The sequence below is a fragment of the Pseudoalteromonas sp. SANK 73390 genome (genome assembly GCF_054966645.1).
On sequence record NZ_ARPN01000103.1, the window covers coordinates 102,472 to 128,905 of the forward strand.

The 26,434-nt window shown below is 38.3% G+C and carries 24 protein-coding genes, 2 pseudogenes and 1 riboswitch; of the genes and pseudogenes, 8 read left to right on the forward strand and 18 right to left on the reverse strand.

The features are described 5' to 3' along the window. Nucleotides 1–164: 164 nt before the first annotated feature. Nucleotides 165–1,073: a GGDEF domain-containing protein gene (locus SANK73390_RS12405; RefSeq protein WP_462766309.1), complete on the forward strand. Its 909-nt coding sequence runs from the start codon at nucleotides 165–167 to the stop codon at nucleotides 1,071–1,073. After that, on the forward strand, nucleotides 1,073–2,122 hold the full coding sequence (locus tag SANK73390_RS12410) for a helix-turn-helix domain-containing protein (RefSeq protein WP_462766310.1): 1,050 nt from the start codon (nucleotides 1,073–1,075) through the stop codon (nucleotides 2,120–2,122). The genes SANK73390_RS12405 and SANK73390_RS12410 overlap by 1 nt, the downstream gene beginning before the upstream one ends. 170 nt (nucleotides 2,123–2,292) lie before the next feature. On the opposite strand, the gene SANK73390_RS12415 is transcribed toward SANK73390_RS12410, so the two are convergent. The 11 genes and pseudogenes from SANK73390_RS12415 to nhaD all read right to left on the reverse strand — a co-directional run bounded on the left by SANK73390_RS12415 (nucleotide 2,293) and on the right by nhaD (nucleotide 14,677). Then, entirely contained in the window at nucleotides 2,293–3,372 is a 1,080-nt protein-coding gene (locus tag SANK73390_RS12415) for an MBL fold metallo-hydrolase (protein WP_462766311.1), read from the reverse strand. Nucleotides 3,373–3,500: 128 nt separating this feature from the next. After that, nucleotides 3,501–4,052: a YbhB/YbcL family Raf kinase inhibitor-like protein gene (locus tag SANK73390_RS12420; RefSeq protein WP_462766312.1), complete on the reverse strand. Its 552-nt coding sequence runs from the start codon at nucleotides 4,050–4,052 to the stop codon at nucleotides 3,501–3,503. A gap of 96 nt (nucleotides 4,053–4,148) precedes the next feature. After that, complete coding sequence (locus SANK73390_RS12425) at nucleotides 4,149–4,967, reverse strand: helix-turn-helix transcriptional regulator (protein WP_462766329.1); 819 nt, start codon at nucleotides 4,965–4,967, stop codon at nucleotides 4,149–4,151. A gap of 23 nt (nucleotides 4,968–4,990) precedes the next feature. Next, on the reverse strand, nucleotides 4,991–5,605 hold the full coding sequence (locus tag SANK73390_RS12430) for a LysE family translocator (RefSeq protein ID WP_462766313.1): 615 nt from the start codon (nucleotides 5,603–5,605) through the stop codon (nucleotides 4,991–4,993). 52 nt (nucleotides 5,606–5,657) lie between these two features. Next, a complete protein-coding gene (locus tag SANK73390_RS12435; protein ID WP_462766314.1) occupies nucleotides 5,658–6,473 on the reverse strand; it encodes a hypothetical protein in 816 nt (271 codons plus the stop codon). A 168-nt stretch (nucleotides 6,474–6,641) separates the two neighbouring features. Further along, nucleotides 6,642–8,213 (reverse strand): cryptochrome/photolyase family protein, encoded by a 1,572-nt coding sequence (locus tag SANK73390_RS12440; protein ID WP_462766315.1) that lies wholly within the window; start codon nucleotides 8,211–8,213, stop codon nucleotides 6,642–6,644. Continuing rightward, the gene (locus tag SANK73390_RS12445; protein ID WP_462766316.1) at nucleotides 8,210–8,359 is read right to left on the reverse strand and encodes a DUF2256 domain-containing protein; all 150 of its coding nucleotides are present in this window, start codon (nucleotides 8,357–8,359) and stop codon (nucleotides 8,210–8,212) included. Before SANK73390_RS12445 ends, SANK73390_RS12440 begins: the two co-directional genes overlap by 4 nt. Further along, the gene (locus tag SANK73390_RS12450) at nucleotides 8,356–9,726 is read right to left on the reverse strand and encodes a DASH family cryptochrome (protein ID WP_462766317.1); all 1,371 of its coding nucleotides are present in this window, start codon (nucleotides 9,724–9,726) and stop codon (nucleotides 8,356–8,358) included. The genes SANK73390_RS12445 and SANK73390_RS12450 overlap by 4 nt, the downstream gene beginning before the upstream one ends. Nucleotides 9,727–10,201: 475 nt before the next feature. Further along, nucleotides 10,202–11,525, reverse strand: a pseudogene (locus SANK73390_RS12455) (sodium-dependent transporter). 182 nt (nucleotides 11,526–11,707) lie between these two features. Beyond that, entirely contained in the window at nucleotides 11,708–13,054 is a 1,347-nt protein-coding gene (gene lysC / locus SANK73390_RS12460) for a lysine-sensitive aspartokinase 3 (protein WP_462766318.1), read from the reverse strand. Nucleotides 13,055–13,137: 83 nt separating this feature from the next. Beyond that, nucleotides 13,138–13,310: riboswitch (Lysine riboswitch) on the reverse strand. A gap of 119 nt (nucleotides 13,311–13,429) precedes the next feature. Beyond that, nucleotides 13,430–14,677 (reverse strand): sodium:proton antiporter NhaD, encoded by a 1,248-nt coding sequence (nhaD, locus tag SANK73390_RS12465; RefSeq protein WP_462766319.1) that lies wholly within the window; start codon nucleotides 14,675–14,677, stop codon nucleotides 13,430–13,432. A gap of 152 nt (nucleotides 14,678–14,829) precedes the next feature. Here nhaD and SANK73390_RS12470 point away from each other — a divergent pair, with 152 nt between their 5' ends. The 4 genes from SANK73390_RS12470 (at nucleotide 14,830) to SANK73390_RS12485 (ending at nucleotide 20,050) form a co-directional block, all read left to right on the forward strand. After that, the gene (locus tag SANK73390_RS12470) at nucleotides 14,830–16,104 is read left to right on the forward strand and encodes a hypothetical protein (RefSeq protein WP_462766320.1); all 1,275 of its coding nucleotides are present in this window, start codon (nucleotides 14,830–14,832) and stop codon (nucleotides 16,102–16,104) included. Then, nucleotides 16,091–16,642 carry a condensin complex protein MksE gene (locus SANK73390_RS12475; RefSeq protein WP_462766321.1) on the forward strand — a complete coding sequence of 184 codons (552 nt, stop codon included), beginning with the start codon at nucleotides 16,091–16,093 and terminating at the stop codon, nucleotides 16,640–16,642. The genes SANK73390_RS12470 and SANK73390_RS12475 overlap by 14 nt, the downstream gene beginning before the upstream one ends. Further along, nucleotides 16,639–19,431 carry an ATPase gene (locus SANK73390_RS12480; RefSeq protein WP_462766322.1) on the forward strand — a complete coding sequence of 931 codons (2,793 nt, stop codon included), beginning with the start codon at nucleotides 16,639–16,641 and terminating at the stop codon, nucleotides 19,429–19,431. The genes SANK73390_RS12475 and SANK73390_RS12480 overlap by 4 nt, the downstream gene beginning before the upstream one ends. A gap of 67 nt (nucleotides 19,432–19,498) precedes the next feature. After that, nucleotides 19,499–20,050 carry a DUF4136 domain-containing protein gene (locus SANK73390_RS12485; RefSeq protein WP_462766323.1) on the forward strand — a complete coding sequence of 184 codons (552 nt, stop codon included), beginning with the start codon at nucleotides 19,499–19,501 and terminating at the stop codon, nucleotides 20,048–20,050. A 37-nt stretch (nucleotides 20,051–20,087) separates the two neighbouring features. On the opposite strand, the gene SANK73390_RS12490 is transcribed toward SANK73390_RS12485, so the two are convergent. Further along, entirely contained in the window at nucleotides 20,088–21,440 is a 1,353-nt protein-coding gene (locus SANK73390_RS12490; protein ID WP_462766324.1) for a DUF2254 domain-containing protein, read from the reverse strand. Between the two features lie 44 nt (nucleotides 21,441–21,484). Further along, the gene (locus SANK73390_RS12495; RefSeq protein WP_261627174.1) at nucleotides 21,485–21,934 is read right to left on the reverse strand and encodes an MgtC/SapB family protein; all 450 of its coding nucleotides are present in this window, start codon (nucleotides 21,932–21,934) and stop codon (nucleotides 21,485–21,487) included. A 118-nt stretch (nucleotides 21,935–22,052) separates the two neighbouring features. Here SANK73390_RS12495 and SANK73390_RS12500 point away from each other — a divergent pair, with 118 nt between their 5' ends. After that, nucleotides 22,053–22,211, forward strand: a complete 159-nt coding sequence (locus SANK73390_RS12500) for a YqaE/Pmp3 family membrane protein (RefSeq protein ID WP_261593931.1) — start codon at nucleotides 22,053–22,055, stop codon at nucleotides 22,209–22,211. A gap of 283 nt (nucleotides 22,212–22,494) precedes the next feature. After that, nucleotides 22,495–23,484, forward strand: coding sequence for an endonuclease/exonuclease/phosphatase family protein (locus tag SANK73390_RS12505; RefSeq protein ID WP_462766325.1), 990 nt, complete (start codon nucleotides 22,495–22,497; stop codon nucleotides 23,482–23,484). Nucleotides 23,485–23,536: 52 nt separating this feature from the next. Here the strand turns inward: SANK73390_RS12505 and SANK73390_RS12510 are convergent, their stop codons facing one another. The 5 genes and pseudogenes from SANK73390_RS12510 to SANK73390_RS12530 form a co-directional block, all read right to left on the reverse strand. Beyond that, complete coding sequence (locus tag SANK73390_RS12510; protein ID WP_462766326.1) at nucleotides 23,537–23,851, reverse strand: hypothetical protein; 315 nt, start codon at nucleotides 23,849–23,851, stop codon at nucleotides 23,537–23,539. Between the two features lie 26 nt (nucleotides 23,852–23,877). Then, nucleotides 23,878–24,048, reverse strand: a complete 171-nt coding sequence (locus SANK73390_RS12515) for a hypothetical protein (RefSeq protein WP_462766327.1) — start codon at nucleotides 24,046–24,048, stop codon at nucleotides 23,878–23,880. Between the two features lie 303 nt (nucleotides 24,049–24,351). Next, entirely contained in the window at nucleotides 24,352–24,603 is a 252-nt protein-coding gene (locus SANK73390_RS12520) for a YkgJ family cysteine cluster protein (RefSeq protein WP_261593952.1), read from the reverse strand. A gap of 65 nt (nucleotides 24,604–24,668) precedes the next feature. Continuing rightward, nucleotides 24,669–24,915, reverse strand: a pseudogene (locus SANK73390_RS12525) (transposase); the annotation flags it as partial. A 632-nt stretch (nucleotides 24,916–25,547) separates the two neighbouring features. Further along, nucleotides 25,548–26,141: a hypothetical protein gene (locus SANK73390_RS12530; RefSeq protein WP_462766328.1), complete on the reverse strand. Its 594-nt coding sequence runs from the start codon at nucleotides 26,139–26,141 to the stop codon at nucleotides 25,548–25,550. Between the last annotated feature and the right edge of the window lie 293 nt (nucleotides 26,142–26,434).

The following is a 26,434-nucleotide window of genomic DNA, read 5'->3' on the forward strand; positions in this document are numbered from 1 at the left end:
CCCCCTTTATAAAGCGGTTATTTTATTTATTTGGTGCATTAGTGCATAAAGTCGACATGATTGTCATATTTATACACTGTTGCATGAGCTATTCTAACCCTGTCGTCTAAAACAGCTTTTAAGTAATACTGTTGCCTCTACCTAGCTATGAAGCCATTAATTATATGCAATCAAACTTTTTAAAATTACATACCCAGCTATGGGGAATTTTATTGCTGTGTATCTTATTAACCACTTTTGCTGTTGCAACATTGGCCCCCCTTAAGCCAATCGACCAAATAAAATGGCTCGATTGTTTAGGCGAAGGAGGCATCGCATTTATGACATTACTATGGTTAGTGGCAACGCTGCTTTCTAGGCCTAAAGGTAAGGTCACACAGCTTTTATTTAGTGGTTTAACAGCAATGCATATATCGATGTTGCTCGATTTTCTTGATGAATTTTATAACTTTGATCATGCCCCTTCATGGCTCGATGGATTAGAGGCTTTTCCTGCATTAATTGGTATGGTTTTAATGAGTATTGCGATGTACTTTTGGTATCAAGAGCAGCAAATTATCAACTTTATGCTGAACAAAAAAGAGCGTTTTTATCGAGATCATGGTCTAACAGATTTTATTAGCGGGCTGTATCGCGCTGACTATATGAAGCAACAAATAGACAAAGAGTTACTTACCCTAAAGCACCACAACATCCCGTTTTCTCTTGCATTAATAGATATTAAAAACTTTTCAAAATTTAATGCCAAATATGGCACGACCAAAGCAAACAGTTTACTGGCAGATATAGGACAGATTATTTTATTAAACTTACGTGATGTTGATTTGGCCTGTCGATACGCAAGTGATCGATTTATTATATTAATGCCTAACACTAATTTGCCCTCGGCCAACCAAGTTATCGCGCAGGTATCAAGTATGGTCTCACAACACACACCTTATTCTAAAGACCATACAATTACAGGTTGTAGTAATGTGCATTGGCTATGTGTTCAAGCGCAAATAAATGAACAACAAGATAGTTTATTATCGCGCCTAAACAGCCAACTAAATGAACAAAAGTCGACACTCTGATGAGTCATTTTTTTGAAATAAATGACTCGGTTTTTACTGCTCATTCACTTATTTTACCGATTGTTGAAATGGCATCGCAACGCGGTATCGCACCTGATAAAATATTAAAAGGCTCAAAACTATTTTACACAGACTTAAACAGTCATTATAAAAAAATAAGTTTTGCACAACTTCACACGGTTATATTCAATACGACCAAACTACTAAGCGCAGAAGGTATCAGTTTCTTGTTAAGTGAGAGATTATTTCACAGCATGCCAAGCAACGCTCTGCAAGCGCTATTGCATGCAGCTCATTTGCAGCAAATGTTTAGAGTGAGCCAACTACGTCAGTTTGAGCTATTTCCTTACATGTTTGCTACCAGCTATCGCAGCCCAAATCAGGTGCATTTTGTGATCAACTTTGCTATTGCGGAGCCAGTTTTAGAAGTACGATGCTTTTTTTATGAATTGCTTGCTGGGTTGATCGAATGCTTACTCAAGTGGCGTTTTAATACTCAACCAAAAACCGCTGCAAAACAGCACAAACTACATATAAGATTTCCTATGGAACAACCTGCCTACATAGAACAGTTTCACAGCCATTTGAGCAGCGACTATAGCTTTTCACAACCCGCATTTATGATATCGCTGGAATCTATAATGTTACGGCAAAAGCATGCGGATTCATTACCTGCAATGACCCGGTTTTATCTTAAACAGCCGATACTTTCGCAGCCAATGATAGGGTTTAAACAACACATAAGCCAACTCATTACGCAAATGCCCAAAGCCACCAGCGAGCAAATCGCTCAGCAGTTAAACATCAGTAGCGCAACTTTAAAACGTAAGCTTAAACAACACAATACGACATTGAAAACACTCAAAGATGAATTACAAAAACAGCAATCATTGATATATATTACTGAACGGGGTTATTCAAACGAACAAGTGGCCACCGCACTGGCATTTAACGATATCACTAATTTTCGTCGTGCATTTAAGCGTTGGACAGGTAAAACCCCCAGTGAGCTTAGAGCCTGTATCAGCAAATCAATCACTCATTATTAAACCGCTGCAGTTATTGGCAGCACACTTTATTCGCCATGGCTTTGTTTTTATTTGCTTCAGATGCATCGCATGTTCTAACAAATACTTAGGCAAGCTCTGAATGTTAATGACTTTAAACAAACGACCCAGCTTGTATTTTTCATAGCAATGAAACTCAGGCCATAATCTGTTTATAACTCAATATGCTCGCCTTCATTTAAGATTATCAGCGGGGTCTTACTGTGAATTTGCGGGTACTGACCTAATAATCTAAACAACGGAGCATGGCTACTTTTATCCCCCATTTTCCAAGACGCATTACCATATCCCCATGGGATCATCACTTTACAATTGAGTTCTTGCGCAGCATAAAGAGCGTCTTCAGGTGTCATATGTACTTTTCGATACCACCGTCCCGCTGTTTTATGAAAGTACGAAGCTATTGGCATTAAACAGACATCAAAACCGTCAAATCTTTTTGCTATTTCAGCAATATGCTCTGAGTACCCCGTATCTCCGGCATAAAACAAGCGTTTGTTATTTGATTCAATTACCCACCCACCCCACAAACTGGCGTCATTATCTTCTGTTATATATGGCACAATGATCCGGCTACTAAAATGATGCGCTGGCACAAAGTGCAGTGTTGATCCATTTATCTTCGCTGATGAGAACCAAGGCATTTGTGTAATGTGATAGCCATCATCAGGGAAATATTCAGCAAAGCCAAGCGGAGTGAAAAAATGCACTTTATTACCAAGCGACTTTATTGTTTGCGTACTAAAATGATCGTAATGAATATGAGAGTAAACCACGCCATCAACCCCCGACTCTAGGTCACTTGGCCACGGCACTTCATTTCGGTAAAAGCCGCTGGTTAATTTGAACCCCAAGTCTATTGGCCAATCAAATTGATGCTTTACTGGGTCTATCAAAATTGTTTCACCACTTGGTGTTTGAATTGAAAATGTCGCATGTCCTAACCATTGCAACCGATATCCAGATTTACGCTCTAAAACAGGATTATTACCAATGTATTGGCACCGCTCCATATCCTGTTCACACTCAATAAGTGGTGTTTTTGGATAGCAATCTTCTATACAACTTACGGGATACTGCTTAGGCATTTTATAAAAGTTATCAAACCGATGCTGATAATCTGGATTGCTATTATATACCGTTACCTGATCTGCAGATGTTACTGTTTTAACATGATTGGGAGTTGTACAAGCACTTAAAAAGATACTTGCCAAAAGAATCTGATATTTCATTTTTTCTAAACCTGATAAAATTTAACTTTCTCACATATGTCCGCATAGCGTTGCTTTGTTAAATTGGCTTAGCCAGTGCTATTAAAACAAGCTGGGCAGTCAAACTGCCCATATGTAACCCGCTGGCATTAATCCTTTTTATACAGTGCTTCAATTGTTTTTGACGCCAAGCTGTTCGCATTAATCATATACCCTACGAGCGCTGAAGACGGTGCATCAGGTAAAGGCAGTTTAGCGACACCTAATGCATGAATTGTAAACTGATAGCGATGTACACCATGACCTTTTGGTGGACAGGCTCCCCCAAAACTGGCATTCCCATAGTCATTTTTAATTTGTTTCGCCCCCTCTGGCAAGCCTGTATTTTTTGCAGTGCCGACACCTGAACCTAATGACTCTACTGTACTTGGAATATCAACAACCTGCCAGTGCCACCAACCACTGCCTGTTGGAGCATCAGGGTCATAAGCTGTAATGGCAAAGCTCTTTGTTTGTTTAGGTGCATCCTGCCATCGTAAATGTGGTGAAAGATTATCACCATCGCAGCCGAATCCCTTAAACTCCTGCTGCTTGCTCATAAACTTGCCATCTTTAATGTCATGGCTAGACAACTCAAATGCATGAACACTCATTGTAAGTGCAAGGGTTAATAATAGAGCGGCATTAATTCTGTTTTTCATGGAATTTCCTTTTTATTTATTGGCTAATTATTTGTTGATTTAAAGCATAACGACCATTCATTACTAACGTTACCCATAATCAACCAACTATTAGCCCTAATCTTTCATTTTGGTTCGCAATAGCGCTGATGGTGTCAATCCAAAGTGCTTTTTAAATTTTTCGGTAAATTTAGACTGCGAATCAAAGCCACAAAGTGATGCAACATGCCCTATCGTATATTGTTTAGTCTGTAGAAGATGAAGACCTTGTGCCATTCTGGTTCGGTCTTTTATTATTTGAATACTCGTGCCTTCAAACTTAAGTTTTCTGCGCAATGAGGATTCACTCATCGCCAAAGTACGACACAGCTGTGAGACACTCATATGTAGCTGTGGACTTTGCTGAAGTAGCTCATGCACTTTATGGCCCAAAGAAGTATGTGGCTTTATTGATAACACATCATTAAAACCCAGCTCCTTTAAAAACCATAAAATCTCACGCTTTCTCATTGTAAATATGTCATTTGATGCCCATAACGAGCTTTGTATAAACTGAGTCAAGCAAGACTCGAAACGAGCACACACCTGACCACTAAAGTGTGAAACCTCTTTGGTTACGCTCTGATACCCTGTAAAAACATCAAAATCAGATGGTTCGAACTCTATTAATAACGCTTGATACGCGTCATTATCAGGTATATTTCGCATATCTATATTCAAGCTGTTAGCAAGAAAAATAAATTGTTGTTGGCAATACATCTGTTGAGTGTGACCCAAGGCCTTGCTACCTTGCAAAATAACGATCAGTAATGGCTTGGTAATTGGAACGTCTAACAACTTTTGTTCAAAATATGAATGATAAACACTAAACGGTTGAGGCCTGCCGGCACTCTTTATTTGCTCAAGCGACGCTTGCAATGTTTGCAATGTTTGCATCACGATAATCTCCGATCTCAGTATTAATATAACAGTTGTTGCTTAATCTCTAATATGACCGGGATAACTGACAACACCAATAACAACGCCATTGTATTGTTAAACGCGCTTCGGTATTTATTGTTCGACAAAGCGCGTTTAAGCAATGAACCAAAAAACAGCCATAGTCCAACACAAGGAAAAGATACCAATAAAAATATCGCTGCAATCACTATATTTTGCTCTATATTACTTGCTCCTACCGTCGTAAATGCAGCCACCGCACCCGAAGCAACTACCCATGCTTTTGCATTTACCCATTGATACAGTGCGCCATTGAAAAACGACAAAGGCAGTGGTTTTATGTCAGCTGAAATGGGCAGTGATGATCGACTGATCACCCAAGCCAAATATAACAAATAACTAACACCGATTATTTTTATGATTAGATGAAGGTTTGGGTAAAGTGTAAATACTTGCATAAAGCCAAAGCTCACTACCAGCAACATGATGGCAAAACCAATGCAGATACCACAAAGAAGGGGAATACTCTTTTTAACACCAAAATTAACACCTGAGGTCATAATAAGTACGTTATTGGGCCCTGGCGTAACTGATGCAGATACAGCAAAAAGAACAACAGCAAGTATATATTCCATGCAATAAGCCTTCCCTTATTAACTTGTTATCATTAGTAATTTAAACTGCAGATTAGCCTTTACATAGTTTTTGATGATTGATATTTGCTGATCTTTCATCAACAGGCAAGATGCGAGGAATATGAACAATAATACTTTGCGAAGCGATATAAACAATCCAATTTATCTCCCGCGCTAATGGGAATATTCCCTTGCCGTTATTTCCAAATAGCCAAAACTGGCCAATGATTGCATCTGCAATACTCGCCAAAACTAAACCTAAAGAAATAACCCATATACATATTGGCGCTTTATTAAAGCCATAAGCTAATAGTAATAAAACCCCACACAGTGCAGGCAACGAGATGACTAAGCTATAAAAGAAAGCCATACTAATAATGTATACACCACTGCCTAAAATAACCATATTAGTGTAACTTAACGTTGCTAACAGCAGTGAACCGATTACACATACTAATAATACTTTTGGTTGGTAAAATTGCAATAAGATTTGCATTAAAGCCACAACAATAAGTAAATACCCTGGGCCAAAAAACCATATAGAGTCAATTAAGTAATCATGCTTTATAACATCTCCTTTGCCGTAATACTCGCCACCAAAATTAAAGTTTACGATATCGCCTAACACACAAAAAATCAAAGCAATAAAGCACAAAACTGCTAATCTAAATTGTGTTTCACTGGTCCGTAAATAGTGCGCAATGAGAAAACTGTTGACTACCAACAAGCATAAAGTTAACAGCTCAAAACCAAAAATATAATAGCGAGACTGACTATTCGATACTGACCAATAACCCAGCATACCACCTATTGCGTCTATTACTGCACACATAAACGCAATCAACGAAATAATAATATACTTGCTCAAACTCACCTTCCCTAGACTTTTAGTTATAACTGATAGTGAAATAAATTACTTGATTGCCGAAAAATTGAGGATTAATTGACCCCCTCTGCATTTAGTGCATTTCAAGTTGCTGCCCTCTCAGCTATTGTCTTAAAAAGAGTACACTGGTGTTATTTAAAAAGTTTGTTGCTAGAGTAATTCAATATCTATGATATATTGCTCAGCTTGTTCAATAATTTCCTTCCGTTGCGTTTCGCTTTTTCTGCGCCAATTTGCATAAACCATTGAGTTACGCGGGTTTGTAGCAAAGGCTTCTTCATGTTTATTCATAAAACTCCAATATAAGGAGTTTAACGGGCATGCATTTTTGCCTGTAGCTTGCGTTACGTCATATTGGCAACCACTACAGTAGTCACTCATTTTTTTCACATAATTGCCGCTTGCAGCATAAGCTTTTGAGCCAACTATCCCACCATCAGCAAATTGACTCATACCTCTAGTATTGGGCATTTCTACCCACTCTATTGCATCGATATAAACTCCTAAATACCAATCATCTACTTCATCAGGGTCAATACCTGCAAGTAAACAAAAGTTGCCCGTGATCATCAGCCTTTGAATATGGTGTGCATATGCATAATCTAGAGATTGCTGTATGGCATGTTTTAAACAGTTCATATTGGTTGAACCATTCCAAAACCAACTAGGTAAAGCATACTCTGCTTTTAAGTGATTAAGCTGAGCATATTGCGGCATATTAGCCCAATAAATCCCTCTAACAAACTCTCGCCAACCTAAAATCTGTCTTACAAACCCCTCTATCTGAGGTAGCGTAATTTGCTGCTGATGCTTATGGTAATATGCCACTACAGTATTAATAACAAACTCTGGGCTAAGCATTTTACTATTAAGTGCAAACGACAAACGACTGTGAAACAAACTCCATTGGCTAGATTGCAATGCATTATCGAGTTTGCATGTCATCGCATCTTGAAACTGCCCAAAGCCTGCTAAACAATACTGACAGAAAAAATCTAACAGTGTTTTGGCTTGTATACGAGTTACTGGCCAATTTAAATTGTCATTAATTCGGCCAATCGTTTTAACATCATTACGCTGTAAACGTGCGATTATATCATCAACATCATGTTCAAATAGTAATGGTTCTGGCACTTTGGCAAAGTCTGCTGACTTGAGCTTATTCCTGTTTTGTTTATCATAGTTCCAGTCACCACCTAATGGCTTTTCACCATCCATCAAGATATTAAATTTTTTTCGCATCCTACGATAAAAGGCTTCCATTTTATGACTTTTACCCTGTTTGAAACTCTCCCTGAGCTGTGCCTCATCTAAGTAAAAATGTTCAGTTTCAAAGTAGTTAACCTCAATTGACAGAGAGTTCGTAAACGATGACAACTGCGACCTTAGTCTATATTCATCAGGTAGCTGATATTCAAAAATATTGATTTTATACTTTGAAATCAATGAGGTTAATAATTCTGGTAATGTTTTTAAAGCGCGTGTATCGTCTAAAGATAAATACGTTACGTTGTGCCCGGCCTTTGTTAAAGCCTGAGCAAAGTGTTCCATTGCACTAAAAAAAGCGCATATTTTTTGAATGTGATGCGCTGTATACGAGGTTTCTTGATGTAACTCAGCAATTACATAAAGTACATCATCATGTTTGTGTTTATACCAACTGTGATGAGCGTTGAGCTGATCACCTAAAATAAGTCTGAGGCATCGATAGGTGTTGTTCATAGTTTATTCCTTAACGTGCGTCTGTTACTTGCGCATCGTTTTGAACAGTATTTGACATTATGCCAATCCTTTTGCCATTTTTTACGCCAGCTAAAAGGACGCAAGCAGACTGGACAAGTCTTCTCTGGTAAATTCAATTTACTCATTTAACTGGCCAATCTGCTGCATCAGTTAAATCATAGGTGTGTTCGACTTCAAGTGTACCTTGCCACTTATTTATAAAGGCGTTTTTTTCATCATACAGTTGAGTTTGTTTCTCAATATTAAAATGCCGTCCACCCCGAGGGTCCACACCAACACCAGCAATGTACTGCCAATTCCCCCAATTTGATGCAACATCATAATCAATTAATTGTTTTTGAAAATAAGCCGCACCATATCTCCAATCAACGCTCAGTTCATTAACTAGACAACTGGCTACAATTTGCCTGCCTCTGTTTGACATATACCCAGTTGCATTGAGCTGATTCATACATGCATTTACCAGCGGGTAATTTGTTCTGCCGTTGCACCATTGTGTAAATCGTTGCGCATAGAAACTTGTAAGTGGCTTTTTGTTTGCAAACCCATTGAACATAAAAAATGTTTTTTGATTCTCATCCAATAACCATTGAAAATACTCTCGCCACAATAGTTCAAAGCCTATCCAGTAAGTTGATTCATTCTCTAAGTTTTGTTTTTCATAGCGCCGTAATGCATGCCACACTTGCTTTGGCGAGAGGTTACCTATTGCAAGATATGGACTAAACCCTGTGGATGAACATTTTCCTTCTAACTGGTTTCTAGTTTCTTTATAAGTCAACGGCGCGGATGAGCAAAAATAATAGCTTAAATGTTCACAGGCATGTTGTTCTCCGCCAACAAATTCATTTGTCCATTTATTTAAAGTATTAATGGCATGAGGCATGAACATTGTTTGCTCTATGTCATCGAGCACTTTATTGAACTGATTCTTCGCCTGTAAAGGTAATAAAACGCGTTTTGCTTCCCAAAGAGAACTCTCTTGTGTTTGGTCTTTTTTAACGCTGTAATCGTTACTTTCTACATGTTTTCTAAATGCTGAAAAAGATTGCATTGGTATTGAGTGCTCATCAACCTGATCCTTTGTAAACAACGTATTGGTGCAACAAGAATACACTTGTAAGCTTGGGCAAATTGCTTTAACTCTCTCTAATGAATGCCTCTCATAAAGACCAAACTGTTGCGCAGTGTAAAGCGCCGTGACAGTGTGATCACGAACTAATTTTGAGATTTGATTTGCCGAGTTACCCACCACAACTTGCAGGCTTTGACCTTTTGCAATTAGTTGATTATGCAGGTCCTCGATTGACTGCCGTAAAAAAAGCCATCGGTGCACGCCCATTGATGCCTGATTATAATTGATTGGCCTAAACCAATTAGGGTCAATAACATAAATAAATGCCACTGAATTATTGGATGATAACAATGAAGTAACCCCTTCGTTATCTGCTAGGCGTAAGTCGTGAGTAAACCAATAAAGTGCGCGAGACATTTGATCAAATCCTAAAAAACATTACCTCGTCATTACGTAACAGCTAAAAAATTAGTTCACCTTATAAATCATCGACTATTCACTGCTTGAACTATATTACAAACGCTTACTTGCAATCTAAATAATTAATCACTTTTTGTCATTTGATTTCCTTTCTTTTCACGTCTTTTTACCCTGAGGTGATTTTATGAAGTATTTTTATCAGGAAATAGTATGCATTACTTAACATGTTTTTACCTAGCTGCGTTGTTGTTATGTATTACAGCGCACGCTAACAATGACTTCAAAAGAGCACCACTTAGTTCATCAGTTAAGTATAAACAAAGGTTACAGTCTTGAAGGTGGCTGGCATGAAAAAAAAAAGAAGGTGCTCAAAAAAACAACTAAGCTTAACTACATCAATCGTTGGTAACAATATATCGTATGCTTGAAACAAAAAAGGCGTTTTAAACGCCTTTTCCAAATATATACTATGCTACTTTATTGCTACATTTAAAAACACAGCTGTCATCAACACTGGGCACACAAATCGAACATATTGTGCAAACCAGTAATGAAAGCCTTTACATTCTAAACGTAGCTGATTACCACGTTTCCACATCCAGCCTACTGTAATAAAGTAAAATAAACCCATTAACGGTAGTTGGTATTGCGTAAATACGCTTATAACCAAACCAAATAGCCATTCAAAATTCAGAATAATTAAACTTGCTACGGCCATAATCACGCCAGTTACCCACCACGTTGCACTGCGCCTATCAAGACCATGGTTTTCCACAAGGAATGAGACTGGGATTTCAGTTGATGAAATGGTTGAGGTAAGTGACGCTATTGCCATCAAGACAAAAAAGGTCATACCAACCCATAAACCAATTGCTCCCATACTTGAAAAAAGCTCAGGTAATACAGCAAAAATAAGGCGACCCTCACCTATCAATTTACCGTCTTGAAACACTTGTACACCATTATGTTGAGCAACAAATACTGCGGGTATAATTAATAAGCCTGCTAAAAATGCAACCCCCGTATCTAGAGCTGCAACGCTTAATGTTAACTTTGGTAGGTTTTCGTTTGGCTTCAAATATGAGCCGTAGATCATCATGCAACCCACACCTAACGATAATGAGAAAAATGCCTGACCCATTGCAGCAATAATTAAATCTGGGTCGGTAATTTTAGAAAAGTCTGGAATAAGGTAAGCACTAAAGCCTTTAGCAGCGCCTTCCAAGGTAGCAATATAGACGATTAAAGCAATAAGTAATAATAACAAAACAGGCATTAGTCGCCGCGACCATGCCTCAATACCTGATTTAACGCCTTTGAGAATAATACTCGCAGTAAGCAGCAACATTAATGGCGTAAAAATAAAGTTTCTGAGCGTTGAGTCTCCTTTTAAAAATTGACTCAAGTTTTCAAACCCAAATACATGTGCAAGTGGCTCAATCGAGAATGCCAACATCCAACCTGCCACAATTGAGTAAAAGCTTAACATGACGATGGCACCACACAGCCCCATATACCCTGCACCAGCACCTATTTTAGGGGCTTTTTCCTGCCATGCTTGACGAAGCGCTGTAACCGGGTTTGATTGTGCTTGGTGGCCAAGATAAAGTTCAGTATAAAGTGCAGGCAGTGCTAACAAAAATATAACAATAAAGTAAACAAGTAAAAACGCACCACCACCGTGATTCGCCGCTTGTGTGGGAAACCCCCCAAATATTTCCTAATCCAACTGCAGCACCTGCCGCGGCGAGTACAAAGCCAATTCGGCTTTGAAAACCATCTCGTAATTGAGCCATATTTACGCAAATTTAGTTATTGTTTTGGTCGGCCGATTATACTTAAGTTGTTAAAAAATGCGAATGAAATAGGTCCACGCTCTGTTTCGTAGACTAATCAATTTACTTATTAGAATTCAACGATATCAATACAAATCAAGATTTGGCACTATTTAAAGTGCCCTTTTTCGTTGATATACCTATTATGCAGATTCTAATAATTTAGCGTGGATTGATTGCACAACATGGTCGGAATGGGATTGCTCAACTAAAAAGCACAAGTTATGTTTGCTTGCGCCATGGCAAATTAAACGAATATTAAAATCGCTCAATACCTGCATGAGATTCATCTGATGTTGTTTAAGCTGGATTTCTGAACCGATTAATGCAACCAAGGTTAAATTATTCTCAACGGTTACATGGCAAAATTTACTCAACTGTTCAAGACAGGCTTGATCTAACTCTGGACGTGATGAGTTTTGTGCATTGTCTAAGGTAATAGCCACACTAATTTCTGACGTAGTGACCAAATCAACAGAGATGTTATATTCGCTTAGAATAGTAAATATGCGCGCTAAAAAACCACTGGCTAATAACATTTCGGGGCTTTTCAATGTTAGCAGTATTTGGTTTTTACGTTGTGTTACTGCACGAATACCCGGCAGGTTCGACTTTTCACGTTCAATCCAAGTGCCACCCGCTTGAGGGTCTCGGCTTGAACCAACGAACACGGCAATCCCACTGCGGCTTGCGGGTAATATGGTGGCTGGATGGAGTACTTTGGCACCAAAAGTCGCCATTTCAGCAGCTTCATCAAAACTTAAACGGGCTATAGGTGTTGCTTTGTCGCAAAGCCTAGGGTCAGTGCTAAAAATACCCACAACATCGGTCCAAATATGGATAGATTGTGCTTGAATTGCCTCAGCCAATAATGCCGCACTATAATCTGAACCACCACGGCCTAACGTAGTCGTTTGTCCATACGGATCACTACCAATAAAACCCTGTGTAACAATCACTTTACTTTCTAATAATGGGATAAGGTGTGATTGTGCAGCTTCTGCTGTGGCAACAATATCAGGAGTGGCTTTGCCAAAACGATTATCGGTTTTGAGCACTTTACGAACATCAAAGCGATCTGCATTAACCCCTAAATTACGCAGTACTTGAGTAAACAAAAAAGACGAAAGCCGCTCACCAAAGCTCAACATCTCATCGCATTGCTGAGTGCTTAAAGCAGGTAATAAAGCCAACGATTTAAATTCATCTAGGGTTTGTTCAAAGCCCTTTGCTAAATCAGTATCTAAAGTTAGTTGCTGTAAAATGGCATCTTGAATGGCAACAACGGCTTCAACTAGTGCAAGTCTTTGTGATTCATTTGCTTTTTGTTGAGTGAGAGTAACCAAATGATTAGTCACGCCTGCGCTGGCACTTACAGTAACTAATCGAACTTGATTGTCGTTGTGAATAATTTGCGCACAGCGAAGCATGGCAGGATAATTGGCTACACTGGTACCACCAAACTTTGCGACTGTGTACTGCGAACTCATGATATCTCCTTGTGACCACATTTTGCGATCATAAAAAACAGGAGAACTTGGCAATAAAGGTGCTGGAATAATATGATATGACCTTTGCCAGAAGCTCTCCACCATTAACGGTGACAGTTTTGAGGATTCAGCCTCATAAACCGAAAACCCACAGCGACGTACTGTGACTTTCCTCGGCGAGTACTTCCCTCTTTAGCAGTCATTGGCTCTCGTCACCTACCACTAAATACCTAAGCATCGCACCTCTTCTGAATATCTTGCCGCAACAAACCTGAATCTTAGCAAAATAAAAGCCCACTAAATGAGTGGGCCGATAAAAAATATCTTTTAGACGTCTGGGTGTCAAGTTTTAATTACCTAAACACCTTAAAACCCTTAAATATACTGACCTGACAAATACGCCCCCGCATAACCGATAGTATATGCAACGAGTAAATACAATGACATCCGCAAATAACTCATAAAGGTCAATGCCTTTACTTTGCTCATGGCAATGATCCCTGCCGCAGATCCAATCACCAACATTGAGCCACCAACACCAGTTGCATAGGTGAACATTAGCCACTGCTGAGCCGTCATGGTTATATCTGCTTTTAACAGCGCAGCGGTAAGCGGCACATTATCGACAGCTGCTGATAACAGACCCATCAAATAATTAGCATATTCTGGGCTCATATAAACATACAAATCTGTAAACATGGCTAAAACCCCCACTTCTTTGAGCGCACCAACCAAGAGCAGCACACCAACAAAGAACAATAAGGTGTCATATTCAATTTCACGAATGTAATCAATAATCTTTTTATTGACATCTTTTTTTCGCATCAAAAACTGTGCAACTAAAAACATCAAAGACAAGCCGAACAAAAAAGTAAGTAATGGTGGCACTTTATATTGCACACTTAAAAATAAAGTGGCAAAAATCGTCGACATAAAAATAACTGCAATGGTAATGTCAGTTTTTTCAATTCGCCTAGTGGTATCTTTATTAAACTCCAAAGTGCTATTCATACCCACCGACAGCATTGCAGCAAGTGCGATTACGCTCACTAACGCAGGTGCGATGAGCAATAACAAATCTGGAATTGTTACTTTGTCAGCTAAAAATATCATTAACGTGGTTACATCACCGGTTATTAATGACACCCCCCCACTGTTTACACTAAAAATTATAAGTGTTGCGTACTTTATTAATTTTTTGGGGTCTAATTTCAGTGACATTACTACAGCAAGTGAAATCAATGTTGCGGTAATATTGTCTGAAATAGACGAAAATATAAATGCTGATATACCAACTAAAAACATTAACTTACGCTCACTTATCTGGGCTGGCATTACCCGGTGAACAATATTTTGAATAAAGCCTTTAGAATTCAAATAAGCTACAAATGTCATTGCAGCCATTAAGAATAACCATAGAGTGGCGATTTCAAGAATGTTATGATCTAGTTGATGTTGTACAGTTTCTGGGCTTTGCCCATTAATTGGGAAGATAAAAGCGATAATCCAACATAAAGTACCAAAAAAAAGGGTAGTTTTGGCCTTGTTTACATGGATGATATCCTCTATAACGATAAGCAAGAACGCAATCGCTATCAGGGTAAGGATAATGGGCGTAACCATATTGCGTAAACAACCTGTTAAGTAAAATTAATAAAATTTGAAGGTAACGTGGTAAATCGGCGCGAAGAATAGCATTTGCAGCGTGTATGCGCTATGGCTACAAGTAATTAATTTGCCCTATATGTCACAAAATTGATACAAACTGGAAAGTTATGATCCCAGCAAAAAAAGTATTAAATACTCTTCATGAGCATTGGAGCGTATTAGAGCTGCTTTTTAAACGGTTTAAAATGACCGATTTCAGCCTAAAAGATGTTCAAAGCATCATAAAACATAAAAACCCCCAGTGGACGAGCGAACGAATTTTTAAAGAGACTAACCGTCTTTTAAATCAAGAAATTATCATTCCATTGGCTAAGTCATCACAATTAGAGATTAATCGTGCAATCGCCGATTTTGCCAGCTTTTTATTACAAGAAGAAAACTTAGGCTTAGCAGAAGAAATTACTGTGTTAGTAAAAGATCTAGAACGCTTAGGTTTACGTTTACACCAAGCGGGTGATGAGGGTGATTTCAGCGAGCTGCGACGCTTTAGCCGCATCATGGATGAACGTGTTCGTAAAATAGTCAAATTGTTTGAACATAATGAAAGCGCTATTTTTAATCTTGTAGAACAAGCTAAATCAGACCACAGTAACTTATCATTGCAAAAACGTTATAAGGCCGTTATTGAAGCATTCGATGAATATATCGAACCGATGCTTGAAATGGTGGATATTCGAGGCCCATTTCACGCCTGTTTTATCATGATAGAACAGCAAATAAGCAATCAAATTGAAAACATCGAGTTATTCGGGCGTGGTGCCCGCGATAAACGGATGCTTGAACAACTTCGTACCCGAATTTTAGATATGCACCTAGTGGGGCGTGAGAGCTTGCGTAAAAGTGCAGATATGCTGATGCCCCTGCGTGAAGAGTTACGTCGTAATACATTAATCACTCGACAAGCCGCCAAAGTGCTTGGCTTAATAAGAAAAAATGGTGTTGACCGCATGCTAACGTCAGTGCAACCTGAGTTTGTATCTGACATTCAGCGTTTTTCACTTGGCCAACAACGTCATATGGTTGCATACATGGCAAGCCTTGCTCAATTTGAACATGCCGAGTATGAATTACCTGACAGTACAGATGTACCAGCATATCAAAGCCCAAATATTCCCGATTATAACGATGTGCGTTTATCATTTACTAAAAAGTTTGCCAGTAGTGGTGCTAAACGTCAGGCGTTATTGGGCTTTTTGAATGAGCAATACCCAAGCTTAGACGCTGATGAAATGCTATTTTTATACCAAAAGTTAATCAGCGACCAACAATTTGAATTACAGCAAGACACTGAACGCACCAAAATCAGCATCAATGGCAATACCTTTGCGCTTTATCCGTTCAATGCAAGTACAGCACAAGAAAAAAACAATGACACAAATTAACTTATCAGAACTAAGTGAATTACAAGCCATCAATAAAAAATTGGTGAGCGGACATCACATCAGTGAACAAGACACCACGCTTTGGCAACAACTGGACCAGCATATTGATGCTTATCAAGCCTTATTTAATGCCCTTGGTCACGATTTACAGCACGATAGTAGAGGCTTTTATTATCTTGCAAGCGATGAAAGTACACCGAACATGGGTAAAATTTCTAGAGCCATAGCATTGACTGTGTTCATCTTAATTGAGCACTATGCAAACCAAGGTAAGGACCCTCTACGTGCCTTGTTTGACGAAGTGGCAGATTTAGAGTTGATGCAAAGCGTAGTTCAATTAAATAAGCACCTATTCGATCAGTTGGAAATTTTCTCAGGATCAGATTTACGAAAAGACGTTTACCTACGCATGGTTCGCTTAGGGCTCGCAAAAGAAGTTGAACAAGGCTTTATGCACCTAGCGCCCGTTTATCGTTATCTCGACGCGTTGATGGAAGTAAATGAAGGTAATTTTGACGAACTCGAGGAAGAAGTATGAGTAAGTTATACGGGCTAAGTAAATTAGCATTATTAAATACGGCAGGTTACGCAAAATGTGTCATACCGCTGAATAAAAGTGCCTCAATATGTGCCCCAAATAATACCGGTAAAAGCTCGGTCATCAATGCTCTACAGTTCCCATTAATAAATGACTTGCGATTAACTGAGTGGGATGGCCATGATTTAGAAGAAACCAGAAAGTTTTACTTCTCTACAGATCAGTCCTATATCTTGCTTGAAGCGAACCTGCCCCATGGTGATGTGGTGATAGGCGTTGCTGGACTTGGAAAAATAGCCGGCTTTGCACATCAGTTTTTTTGCTTTAATGGTAAATTAAGCCTTGATGACTTTACCGAAGGTAAAAGTATCATTAAATTCACTAAATTATTTAAGCACTTAGAAAGCCAAGGTAAAAAGCCTAAGGAACTCAAAGCGCAAGAATTAAACGCCTTACTCACCGGTGGAGCAACTCAGTTTGACTCTGATGTTAATCTTAAAATGATCCCGCTTAACAATGTGCAAGATGCGGCTATTTATAAAGAAATATTTCGCCGTATTTTAAATCTACACAAACTTGGAGCCAGTGACGTAAAGCGTTTTATGCTGCGGGTATTTGAGCGCCATATGTCAAACTCCCGTGTGGATTTTTACGAAGTATGGCGAAGGGCATTTGATAAAGTTAACCATGCTCGTCGCGAATTGAATGCGCTTGAGTCAATGCAAGAACCAATCGCAGCCCTTGAAACCATGCTAGATAGTGAAGCCACCCTCAAAGGTAGATTAGCAGCCTACGCGCCCAAAATTGATGTTGCACTAGTTGAATATGATCAATACCAGCAAGCCCATTTTGCTGAGCTTAGTGTCCAGCTAGAAGACATTGAACAAGAAAAGCATGACTTTGAGCAAAAACAACAGCTTTATTTACAACAGTCACGGGATATTGAGCGCAAGCAAACACAAATAGAGCAATGGTTTAATGATTATTATGCCCTTAAAACTGAGTTTGAACTGACTAACCACGCAACATTAAAAACAAATTTACAGCTACTAAAAAAAGAATATGAGCAATTATCGTTTTCTATTAATAGTGCTCAGGGCCAAAGCTTGCATACTCTGGACTATCGAATTAGCGAAACACAAAAGCAAGTAAAAAGTTTAAAACTACAGCTTAAGAACCTTGAATTTAACTTGTTTACTCGAATGCGAGAAGACTTGTCGCTTAAAGAAGTAGAAGAGATATCACGTATTCTAAATCCTGATTTATTATCGTTTGCCACGACTAACCAAGGTGAAGTTGCCATTACCGATGATGATAAATTTGGGGCATTTTTAGCACAGCTATCTGCCAATGTTAAAGGTGGCGAGCTCACTTTACCTGGGGCCACCATTAAGCTTAAAAAGCTCAGCCCTGTACAAATGCAAAGTGGTGAAAATAAAGAACAATTAAAAGCGCAGCTGGATGCACTGCAACAGTCATTACTAGAATTTAAACAACAACGAGACGTGGCTGCTAATGTTGCGCAAAAACAACAAGAGCGTGATGCACTTTATGAAGAACTAATGAGCCTTGAGGGCGCGTTAAAACGCTTTGAACAATATCAAACCATGCAACAGTCTATAGATGCGCAAGAGTTGCTTCGCGAACAGCTTAATGCCGAACGCGAGCAAGTGGATGAATATTTACAAGATGTACAGCGCAATGCAGGCTCAATTTCAGATAGACGCTCTATCATCAAAAGTAAGCAAGACTTATTAACGCGTCAAAACGATAGATTACGTCAGGTGAAATCTGAACGTATAGATCACACATTGAACATTTTTACGGGTAAACAAGTACCCTACCCTGTAGATGTTAAGTTGGATTTTGATAACCTAGCGGAAGTGGTGCACCAATTTAATAAGCAGTGTAACGAGCTAAGAAATTTAGTCGTTAATGTTCAAAACACTTATCTGCATATTTATAACGCCGGTATTACCAAATTCGATAATGAAAGCGATGAAAATGAAAAATATGCAAAGTTGATCAGTGCATATCATAACCTAGATAATGAACGAGACGCGGTTGAGCGCCATGCACGTGTGGCATTAACCGAAGTTGCTGCAACTATTAAAGGATTACGTGAAGACTTAGACCGTCTTCGTCGTGAAATGAATAGCTTTAATCGTGGTATAAGCCAGCATCGCATTTCAAACTTGCAATCATTTAAGATTAATATTATTGCTCGTAAAATGTTGGTCGAAAGTATCGACACCATTATTAGCACCTCAGATAATTATGAAAAAGGTGATAACTTTGACTTATTATCAGTAAAACCGAGTGACGAAAAGGCGTTAAATCAAGCCAAAGATCACTTAATTAAATTAGCAAGTGACAAAGCTGGTTTAACACTTACAGATCTTTTCGATATACGTTTTGAAGTAGTCAATCGCGCTGGAGAAACAGAACACTTTGATAAAATTGATTCAGCGGGGTCAAATGGAACGCGTATTACAATAAAATTGTTATGTGGTATGTTATTCATTCGTTATTTACTTTCTGATCAGGAGCAGACGCTATATCGTATTCCTATTTATATTGATGAAGCGGCTGATATTGATCCACAGAACCAAAAGGCCATTATCGAAACCGCATTAAGTTTTGGTTTCGTGCCTATTTTTGCTTCTGTTAAACCACAAATTAGCTGTGACTATATTGTACCAATTCGCAGTGTTAAAAGTGGTAGCCAAAACTGGGTAGACGAAAAAGACTGGATTGAAGTGGAACATAGCAATACTTCAACAGTCTGATCTGATAGTTTAAGTTGTTTATAGGTCAGCTTGTATGCTTAGCAAGGTGACCCAAGGAGTGTTAATTATGTTTAAAAAGTTACTTATTACGTCTGCAATTTTATTATTGAGCGCGTGCTCAAGCTCACCTGATTGGGATTATGACCAATCAATTGAGTTTGCAAACTACAAAACCTTTGCATGGGCACCCAATGCAGCCCTAAAAGCAAGCAAAACAGACTACCAGATCAATGATTTAATGGAAAAGCGGGTAAGAACGGCAATCAAGCAAAGCTTATCCACACAGGGTATGCGTATTGTTGAGGCCGACACAGCCGACGTGTTAGTTAACTATCATGCATCTGTAGAGAGTAAAATAGAATCTAGCACTCTCAACACACACTATGGTGTGCGCTGGAATTATTGGGGTTGGGGAATGCAAAGCCAAACTACTGGCAAAGAATACGATGTGGGCACTTTGGTTATTGACGTGATTGATAATGCATCACAACAATTAATTTGGCGCGGTGCCAAAGAAGGCCGACTACGTTCAAAGCAAACGCCAGAGCAAAGAACGGCTTCAATCAATGAAACCGTTTCACAAATCTTACAAAATTTCCCGCCTAAACCGGCGTACTAAATATAATAATCGGGCTAAGTTTAATAACTTGGCTCGATTATTTTTTGTCGTAATAAGTTAATAACTTATCCCCCTCCTCAGGGTTTACTCGGGAAATGGCCTCAAGCATATTGCGCAGCACTTCTCTATCGTAGTGATTAACAATGTTTCTATTTATATCGCTTATTATGGCGTATAAATAGCGATATATTTCCTCACTGACTAACCCTTTACCACTAGTAACAAACAGCATATTTTTAAATGCTTCCAATATATTTTCCATCACAAAAGCATCGCTTCTTGCATAATGCCTAATCGGTGTGAAATTATCATGCAGTAATTCATTTATTGAAATTTCATGAAAAAACAATCTACTGGTAGCGCTTTTTTGCACACTAGAAACACTAATATCTTTCAATTCCATACGCTTTATTAATAATAGGCTTAACATGTCAATGGCTTTAACTGCCGAGCCAGGATCGTTAATACCTGGACTCATTGCTTTAACAGCAATTTCCGATATTTGCGTCATACCATAGCTATAATGATCACTAATATATTCTTCTACATAAAAAATGAAGCAAGATAAAATTTCTTCCACTAATTCCGTGTCATTATTTATTGGCTTATTACAACGCAGAAACGGGTAGCCTTTAACCGTAAAGTAGCCCTGCTTTACACAAACATAAAGGGATAACTCTTCGCGTGCCAATATATTACATAACTGCTTAGCCTTAACCCCTTTAAAGTATCCACCGGTGTTACTTTGTAGTTCATGCCACTGTTCAAACTTACCTGAACTCACCTCATCTTGATTTTGGTGCAGTTCAACTAACGCATTCATTTCATACTTTGTTCTTGAAAATAGACTATTTAACACACTATCTACTTGAATAGTTTGTGAAATAGAGTGAATAAAATACACAAAGCATACAAGAGATGCTAACCCCTGTAAGAGTGCGAATAAAATACCTAAAGCGGGAATATCTAAAATAGTATTATTACTTGATACATCATCAATATTTATCAACATGATTGTTGAATAAATGATACTCCCCAAATAAAACCCTAACACCAACTGGTGTGATTTTTTTGATATCAGCCCAGGCACGAGACGAGGCGAAAGATTCATACTGGCAGTATTAAGTACAACCATCACCATTGAAAAACTAAAAACGGTGAGTGATATAATACTACCAATTAAAATACTTAGAATCGTACGGGCATTTTCAACACTATCAACAAGAATAAATGAAAAACGCAGTTCAAACTGTTTAACTGGTTCCAAGTATTCAAAAAACAATGTAATTAACGCAGAAACTAAAAATACAATGGCAATTAAAGAGGGGTAAAATGCAATGCTGTTAATAACTTTGCGATATGATTGACTCAGGCTATGAAATTTTATCATTTTTATCCTTACAAACTGGTCACTAGATGTATATTATCACTGTCTTACGCTTTGTTTTCCTGTTTTTCATCCTTATGTTTATAAGGTTCAAGTAATTGAAAAACCAAGTACCCAACGGCGCTTAGCACCAACGCAATTTCATAACGACTATATGCAACCGAAATCCCTATAGCCCCAGTGAGCCAAATTCCAGCAGCCGTTGCCGTTCCCTCAACATGTGCATCGCTTTTGTAAATAGCCCCTCCACCAATAAATCCAATGCCAGTAATAACCCCGTACACAACCCTCGCTTGAGCATCACCTGCAGAAAAAACATCTATACCAACCAGTACAAAAGCACAGCAGGAAATGGCAACTAATGGAAATGTTCTTAAACCTGCACTATCGGACTTATATTCTCGGTTAATCGCCAATGGTAAAGTTAACAAAAAAGCAGTCGCAATCTGTATAAGGTGAAATAACACTAAGGCGATGTTGATTTCAAAGTCTATCATTTACTAATCAACTTAATTTTTATTCAAGGTATACAGTAAAAGCAAGTTTAGTTCCAATTCCATTTAATGGCATGAAAACTGCTGTAACAAAATACGACTTAATAAATAAGGAATCCTAATGGACTTAATTCGAATCATCTTTTCAATCTTATTGCCACCGCTTGGTGTGTTCTTGCAAGTTGGCCTTGGCGGGGCTTTTTGGCTGAACATTATTCTCACGTTATTTGGCTACATTCCTGGAATAATTCACGCAGTGTGGATTATAGCGAGAAGGTAATTAGGTAACTCGGGTAAAATTTACTGTGTACAATTTATAGTACTATGTAAATTTTACCCTGCCACTTTGTTATAAGGTGACTTAGCTCGCCCCGCATAAACCATTGAGAGCTATCATCAAGCCTTTCACAATTATTATTGCTAAGTATACAAAGTCGCGTAAAATCAATCACAAAACTATTAGCCAACGGCCTATGCAATACTTACTGACCTTTTTTACATGCCTAGTTGTAATTTCAACCCTACTTCCGCTATCTAACAATACACATTGGATTGTTAGAAGTATGGACTTTCCACGTTTACAGCTTGCTACCTTGGCGTTTTTGACAGTGATTATTCAAGCACTGGTATTAGATTTAACACAAGTGATTTCTTGGGTGCTCATGAGCATCACCCTTTGTTGCTTAGCTTGGCAAATTAGTTGGATACTCCCCTATACATCTCTTTGGAAAAAAAGGGTAAGGCACTGCGAAAACGACAACCTTGATAGTGAGATATCTATACTCACGTCTAATGTGCTTGCGACAAACCGTAACGCCAATGCATTAATTAAGTTAGTACAAAAACATCAGCCAGATATTTTAGTCACGCTTGAATCTACAAAGTGGTGGGAGGAGCAACTACAAGTCATTGAGGCTGATATGCCAAATAGCATCAAGTGCCCGCTCGATAACCTATACGGTATGCATGTGTACTCTCGACTCCCATTAGAGAATGAACAAATCGAATTTCTTATCGAGGACAACATTCCTTCAATGCACACCACCATTGTTTTAAGAACGGGAGATAAAGTTAGAACCCATTTTTTACACCCCGCACCACCAAGTCCAACAGAAAACACTGAATCAACGGAACGAGATGTGGAACTTATTTTGGTTGCTAAAAGTTTAGCTGACACCACACAGCCTGTCATCGTGACGGGCGATCTCAATGATGTTGCTTGGTCTAAAACCACACATCTATTTCGCGAAATTAGTGGCTTATTAGACCCGCGAATTGGCCGTGGCATGTTTAACACATTTCATGCTGACTACCCATTTTTTCGCTGGCCGTTAGATCATATCTTTCATAGCCATCACTTTGAACTTAGAGATATCCAAAGGTTGCCCTCTATTGGCTCTGATCATTTCCCTTTGTTGACCAAATTATCTTTTAATCCTCAAAAAAATAATAACCAAACTGTCTCTAATGCTAGCCTCTATAGTATTGAAAAAGCAAATAATATTGCTAATAAGAAACCCGCTGATAAAAGTGATGTGCCAAAACCTGTGTGAAATTAATAGAGCGCTTTAATGCGCAGTTAAATCATGACGTTTAATTCAGAATTTAGATGCTTTTATAAAATTGCTCTAGTTCATACATTGATTTAATTACATGTAAATGTTTAGTTTTAGATGCTTGTGCTTTGAGTTGCGCTAAAAACTGCTCATTCCAAAATGCAGGGCATAGTCTTAACGTTATGAAACTATTGAGAGTGCCCTGTACCACCGAACTGCCATCAGGCCAACCTAATGGCTTTTTGTAAAAACTTTTAAATAACCGCTTTGTCACTAACCAATAGCACGTTAAATAAGGTAAATCGATATAGATTAATGTATCCGCAGCTTCTAAACGCCGTTTAAATGCACTAATTGGCCCCAAACCATCTATTATCCAGCATTCATTAGCTAAAATATCATCATGAATTGCGTTAAACTCACCTTTACTGAGAGGAACACCACTTTTTTATAGTAAATTGAGTCTAATTGGTGTAGTTGAATTCCAGTTGCTAAAGCCATTTTTTGACTTAGTACAGACTTTCCGCTGCCAGGTTTACCAAAAATGGTTATTTTCTTCATACTTTTGCTAACTCCCTTAGCCTTATAAATCCGTATCAAAAATCACGTTAATACATTAGATAAACTGCATCGGTATTAATAATTTATTATCGTCTGTTTGTATATTATACCAATAGCATAAATAATCAGATATTTTGACTGAACAATGCTTTAGTAACCAGACTAAAAAATTTAGGTATGTCGTTATTCTACATCAATAATTTTTAACGAAGTTAATAAATCGTTTAGATCGTTAGAATGAGCAGTGTTTTAATAAAACTGGTGTTACATACAATCTGTGAACAGTATTTGAAGAGTTTAAAATTACCGGGTTAGCGTTTCAAGCTCATTAAGAATAGCAATCGCTTCAATAGCTGTGCTTCCACATACCCACTCTGTTGCTTTAAAATCATGACAAACTTTTGGTCGTTCAGGTTTACCAAATAGCTTACATAAATTATCATCAGTGAGGTTTTTACAACGCTCCCCAGCCTCTTTACCATTAGGGTGTAGAGGAAAGCTAGAACTAATGCTTGGCGCGATACAGCACGCACCACAATGTAAACGACATTCCATATTTTCAACGCCCCAAGCAATAAAGCGCGATAGTTTAACAGATTTGTGCGGTTCTGCTAAGTACTGTATTCTTTAATGTCTTTACTTAGAAAAAATCGCAGCCCTTCGTATAAAGGCTCATTTTGCAAGAACTTGTGGCTTAACGGTGTACCTTTAAAAAGCTTATGCCAGCGTAACAATACTGCTCTATCACTCAATCTTAATGCTTTTTTATCATCCACATACAACACAATATGAGTATGATTACTCATTACTGCACAATCGCATACAGCGCGAAACACAATGATAATATCGAGTATCTAACAAACTTATCTGCCGCTTCCTTGGCTAAAATTGTTGAGCGCAGTGAAAACAGCCAACTGTAAATTTTCCTGCTTGATTGCCTTGTATGGATAATAAACCTATCAAATTACTCTTTTAAACCGAGTTCGGGTAATGTGAGACTCAGGTTTTAGCTGCAACTCATAGGCTGGATCTTAAGAAAACTAGCAGTTGAGCTCTGTTAATGATCAAATGGTTACGCCAATAATCAATCAACCAAAAACAGAGTTCAGATGCACATTAACCAAATTTTTCGTCAATTAAAAGCAGTCTTTTAATCGAAAAATTTAAACCGCCTTGCTGTTTAGTCTGGATTTTTGCAACGAAGTCGTTGTTTATCTTTTGATAGGTTACTCAAAGCTGCTTTTAAAACCCTTTCCATTCAAAAAGATGCAAATCTTACCGATATTCACCAGTCACTAAACAGCGGCTTTAAATGCCCTGTCGCTTAAGCCGTTTCACAACCAAATTCGCAAATCTGAACTATCTACACTGTTAAAGTTGCGTGTGTCAGGAAGATGATTGTGATCCTAAATTCGATGCTCAGAGACGGGGTTATGTGGGAAGCGCCAAAAGTTTAAAACTAGCCATTGACGCCATAGTCTCTTGTTATGTGCGATCAATTAATTAGCACTAACTGTCTCACCCATATAGCACAGAGGGTTCTTGTCTTTTATAGGCTGACAAAATGTAATATTTGCTTCTAAAGCTTCTTTAGCTAGATACTCAAAGTCGCTAGAATTTGTAACTTGCTTCTCTAATGTTAAGCCATGTAAAGATCCAGTTACCTGCAGCATTAAATGTTCTAAAGCTATTCTTTCGCTACGATCTAATACCTGAGCATAGCTACTCTGAGAACGAGAAAGCTCATCCTTCATAAACCTAAGTTGGTTCAATGATAGTTCATAAAGTTCCGGCCTATCATCTATATCCTTGGCTATAGATTTAAACATCGAACTCAAATACCACGACTGTGTAGCGAGAGAGTCGAGTCCATCTAACCGTTTAAACAATAGCTTTCTTTCATTTTCCTGCTTCTCACTGTTTTCTTGATACTCTTTAACAATAGAAAAGGCGGCTATAGAACAAGCCAATGCAAACGCCACCCAACCTGTAATAGATACTTTACGCAACCCTTGTCTTTGATTATTCCAAGTGTCTCCCCTAATACCGACAACAGTGGCTAAAAGAGCTAAAACTATTAATAAATATGACAATTTTATACCTTCAATTTAGATTCGTACACTCAGGACAAGCATATAACGCCTCATTAAGAGGCTAAAAATAGTTGGTTAAAATAAGTGACGAAGGAGCAAAAACCAACTGTTTTTTGTCTTGCTTTAATGACTTGTTATATTTTCAATCCACTGAAATTGTTAAAGTTACTGGAATTCCGCAACTCTCGCCATAGCCAAAGTTTAAATAATAAATCTCATTTACACTCGATTGAGCAGTAAACCAAACCTTGGTAACACCTTAGTCTTAAAAGGTTTTAAAGTAGCAAAGAGAG

Coding starts and splice junctions, on each gene's coding strand:
- SANK73390_RS12405 (WP_462766309.1), top strand. CDS start 165: ATGCAATCAAACTTTTTAAAATTACATACCCAGCTATGGGGAATTTTA.
- SANK73390_RS12410 (WP_462766310.1), top strand. CDS start 1,073: ATGAGTCATTTTTTTGAAATAAATGACTCGGTTTTTACTGCTCATTCA.
- SANK73390_RS12415 (WP_462766311.1), bottom strand. CDS start 3,372: ATGAAATATCAGATTCTTTTGGCAAGTATCTTTTTAAGTGCTTGTACA.
- SANK73390_RS12420 (WP_462766312.1), bottom strand. CDS start 4,052: ATGAAAAACAGAATTAATGCCGCTCTATTATTAACCCTTGCACTTACA.
- SANK73390_RS12425 (WP_462766329.1), bottom strand. CDS start 4,967: ATGCAAACATTGCAAACATTGCAAGCGTCGCTTGAGCAAATAAAGAGT.
- SANK73390_RS12430 (WP_462766313.1), bottom strand. CDS start 5,605: ATGGAATATATACTTGCTGTTGTTCTTTTTGCTGTATCTGCATCAGTT.
- SANK73390_RS12440 (WP_462766315.1), bottom strand. CDS start 8,213: ATGAACAACACCTATCGATGCCTCAGACTTATTTTAGGTGATCAGCTC.
- SANK73390_RS12445 (WP_462766316.1), bottom strand. CDS start 8,359: ATGAGTAAATTGAATTTACCAGAGAAGACTTGTCCAGTCTGCTTGCGT.
- SANK73390_RS12450 (WP_462766317.1), bottom strand. CDS start 9,726: ATGTCTCGCGCACTTTATTGGTTTACTCACGACTTACGCCTAGCAGAT.
- lysC (WP_462766318.1), bottom strand. CDS start 13,054: ATGAGTTCGCAGTACACAGTCGCAAAGTTTGGTGGTACCAGTGTAGCC.
- nhaD (WP_462766319.1), bottom strand. CDS start 14,677: ATGGTTACGCCCATTATCCTTACCCTGATAGCGATTGCGTTCTTGCTT.
- SANK73390_RS12470 (WP_462766320.1), top strand. CDS start 14,830: ATGATCCCAGCAAAAAAAGTATTAAATACTCTTCATGAGCATTGGAGC.
- SANK73390_RS12475 (WP_462766321.1), top strand. CDS start 16,091: ATGACACAAATTAACTTATCAGAACTAAGTGAATTACAAGCCATCAAT.
- SANK73390_RS12480 (WP_462766322.1), top strand. CDS start 16,639: ATGAGTAAGTTATACGGGCTAAGTAAATTAGCATTATTAAATACGGCA.
- SANK73390_RS12485 (WP_462766323.1), top strand. CDS start 19,499: ATGTTTAAAAAGTTACTTATTACGTCTGCAATTTTATTATTGAGCGCG.
- SANK73390_RS12490 (WP_462766324.1), bottom strand. CDS start 21,440: ATGATAAAATTTCATAGCCTGAGTCAATCATATCGCAAAGTTATTAAC.
- SANK73390_RS12495 (WP_261627174.1), bottom strand. CDS start 21,934: ATGATAGACTTTGAAATCAACATCGCCTTAGTGTTATTTCACCTTATA.
- SANK73390_RS12500 (WP_261593931.1), top strand. CDS start 22,053: ATGGACTTAATTCGAATCATCTTTTCAATCTTATTGCCACCGCTTGGT.
- SANK73390_RS12505 (WP_462766325.1), top strand. CDS start 22,495: ATGGACTTTCCACGTTTACAGCTTGCTACCTTGGCGTTTTTGACAGTG.
- SANK73390_RS12515 (WP_462766327.1), bottom strand. CDS start 24,048: ATGAAGAAAATAACCATTTTTGGTAAACCTGGCAGCGGAAAGTCTGTA.
- SANK73390_RS12520 (WP_261593952.1), bottom strand. CDS start 24,603: ATGGAATGTCGTTTACATTGTGGTGCGTGCTGTATCGCGCCAAGCATT.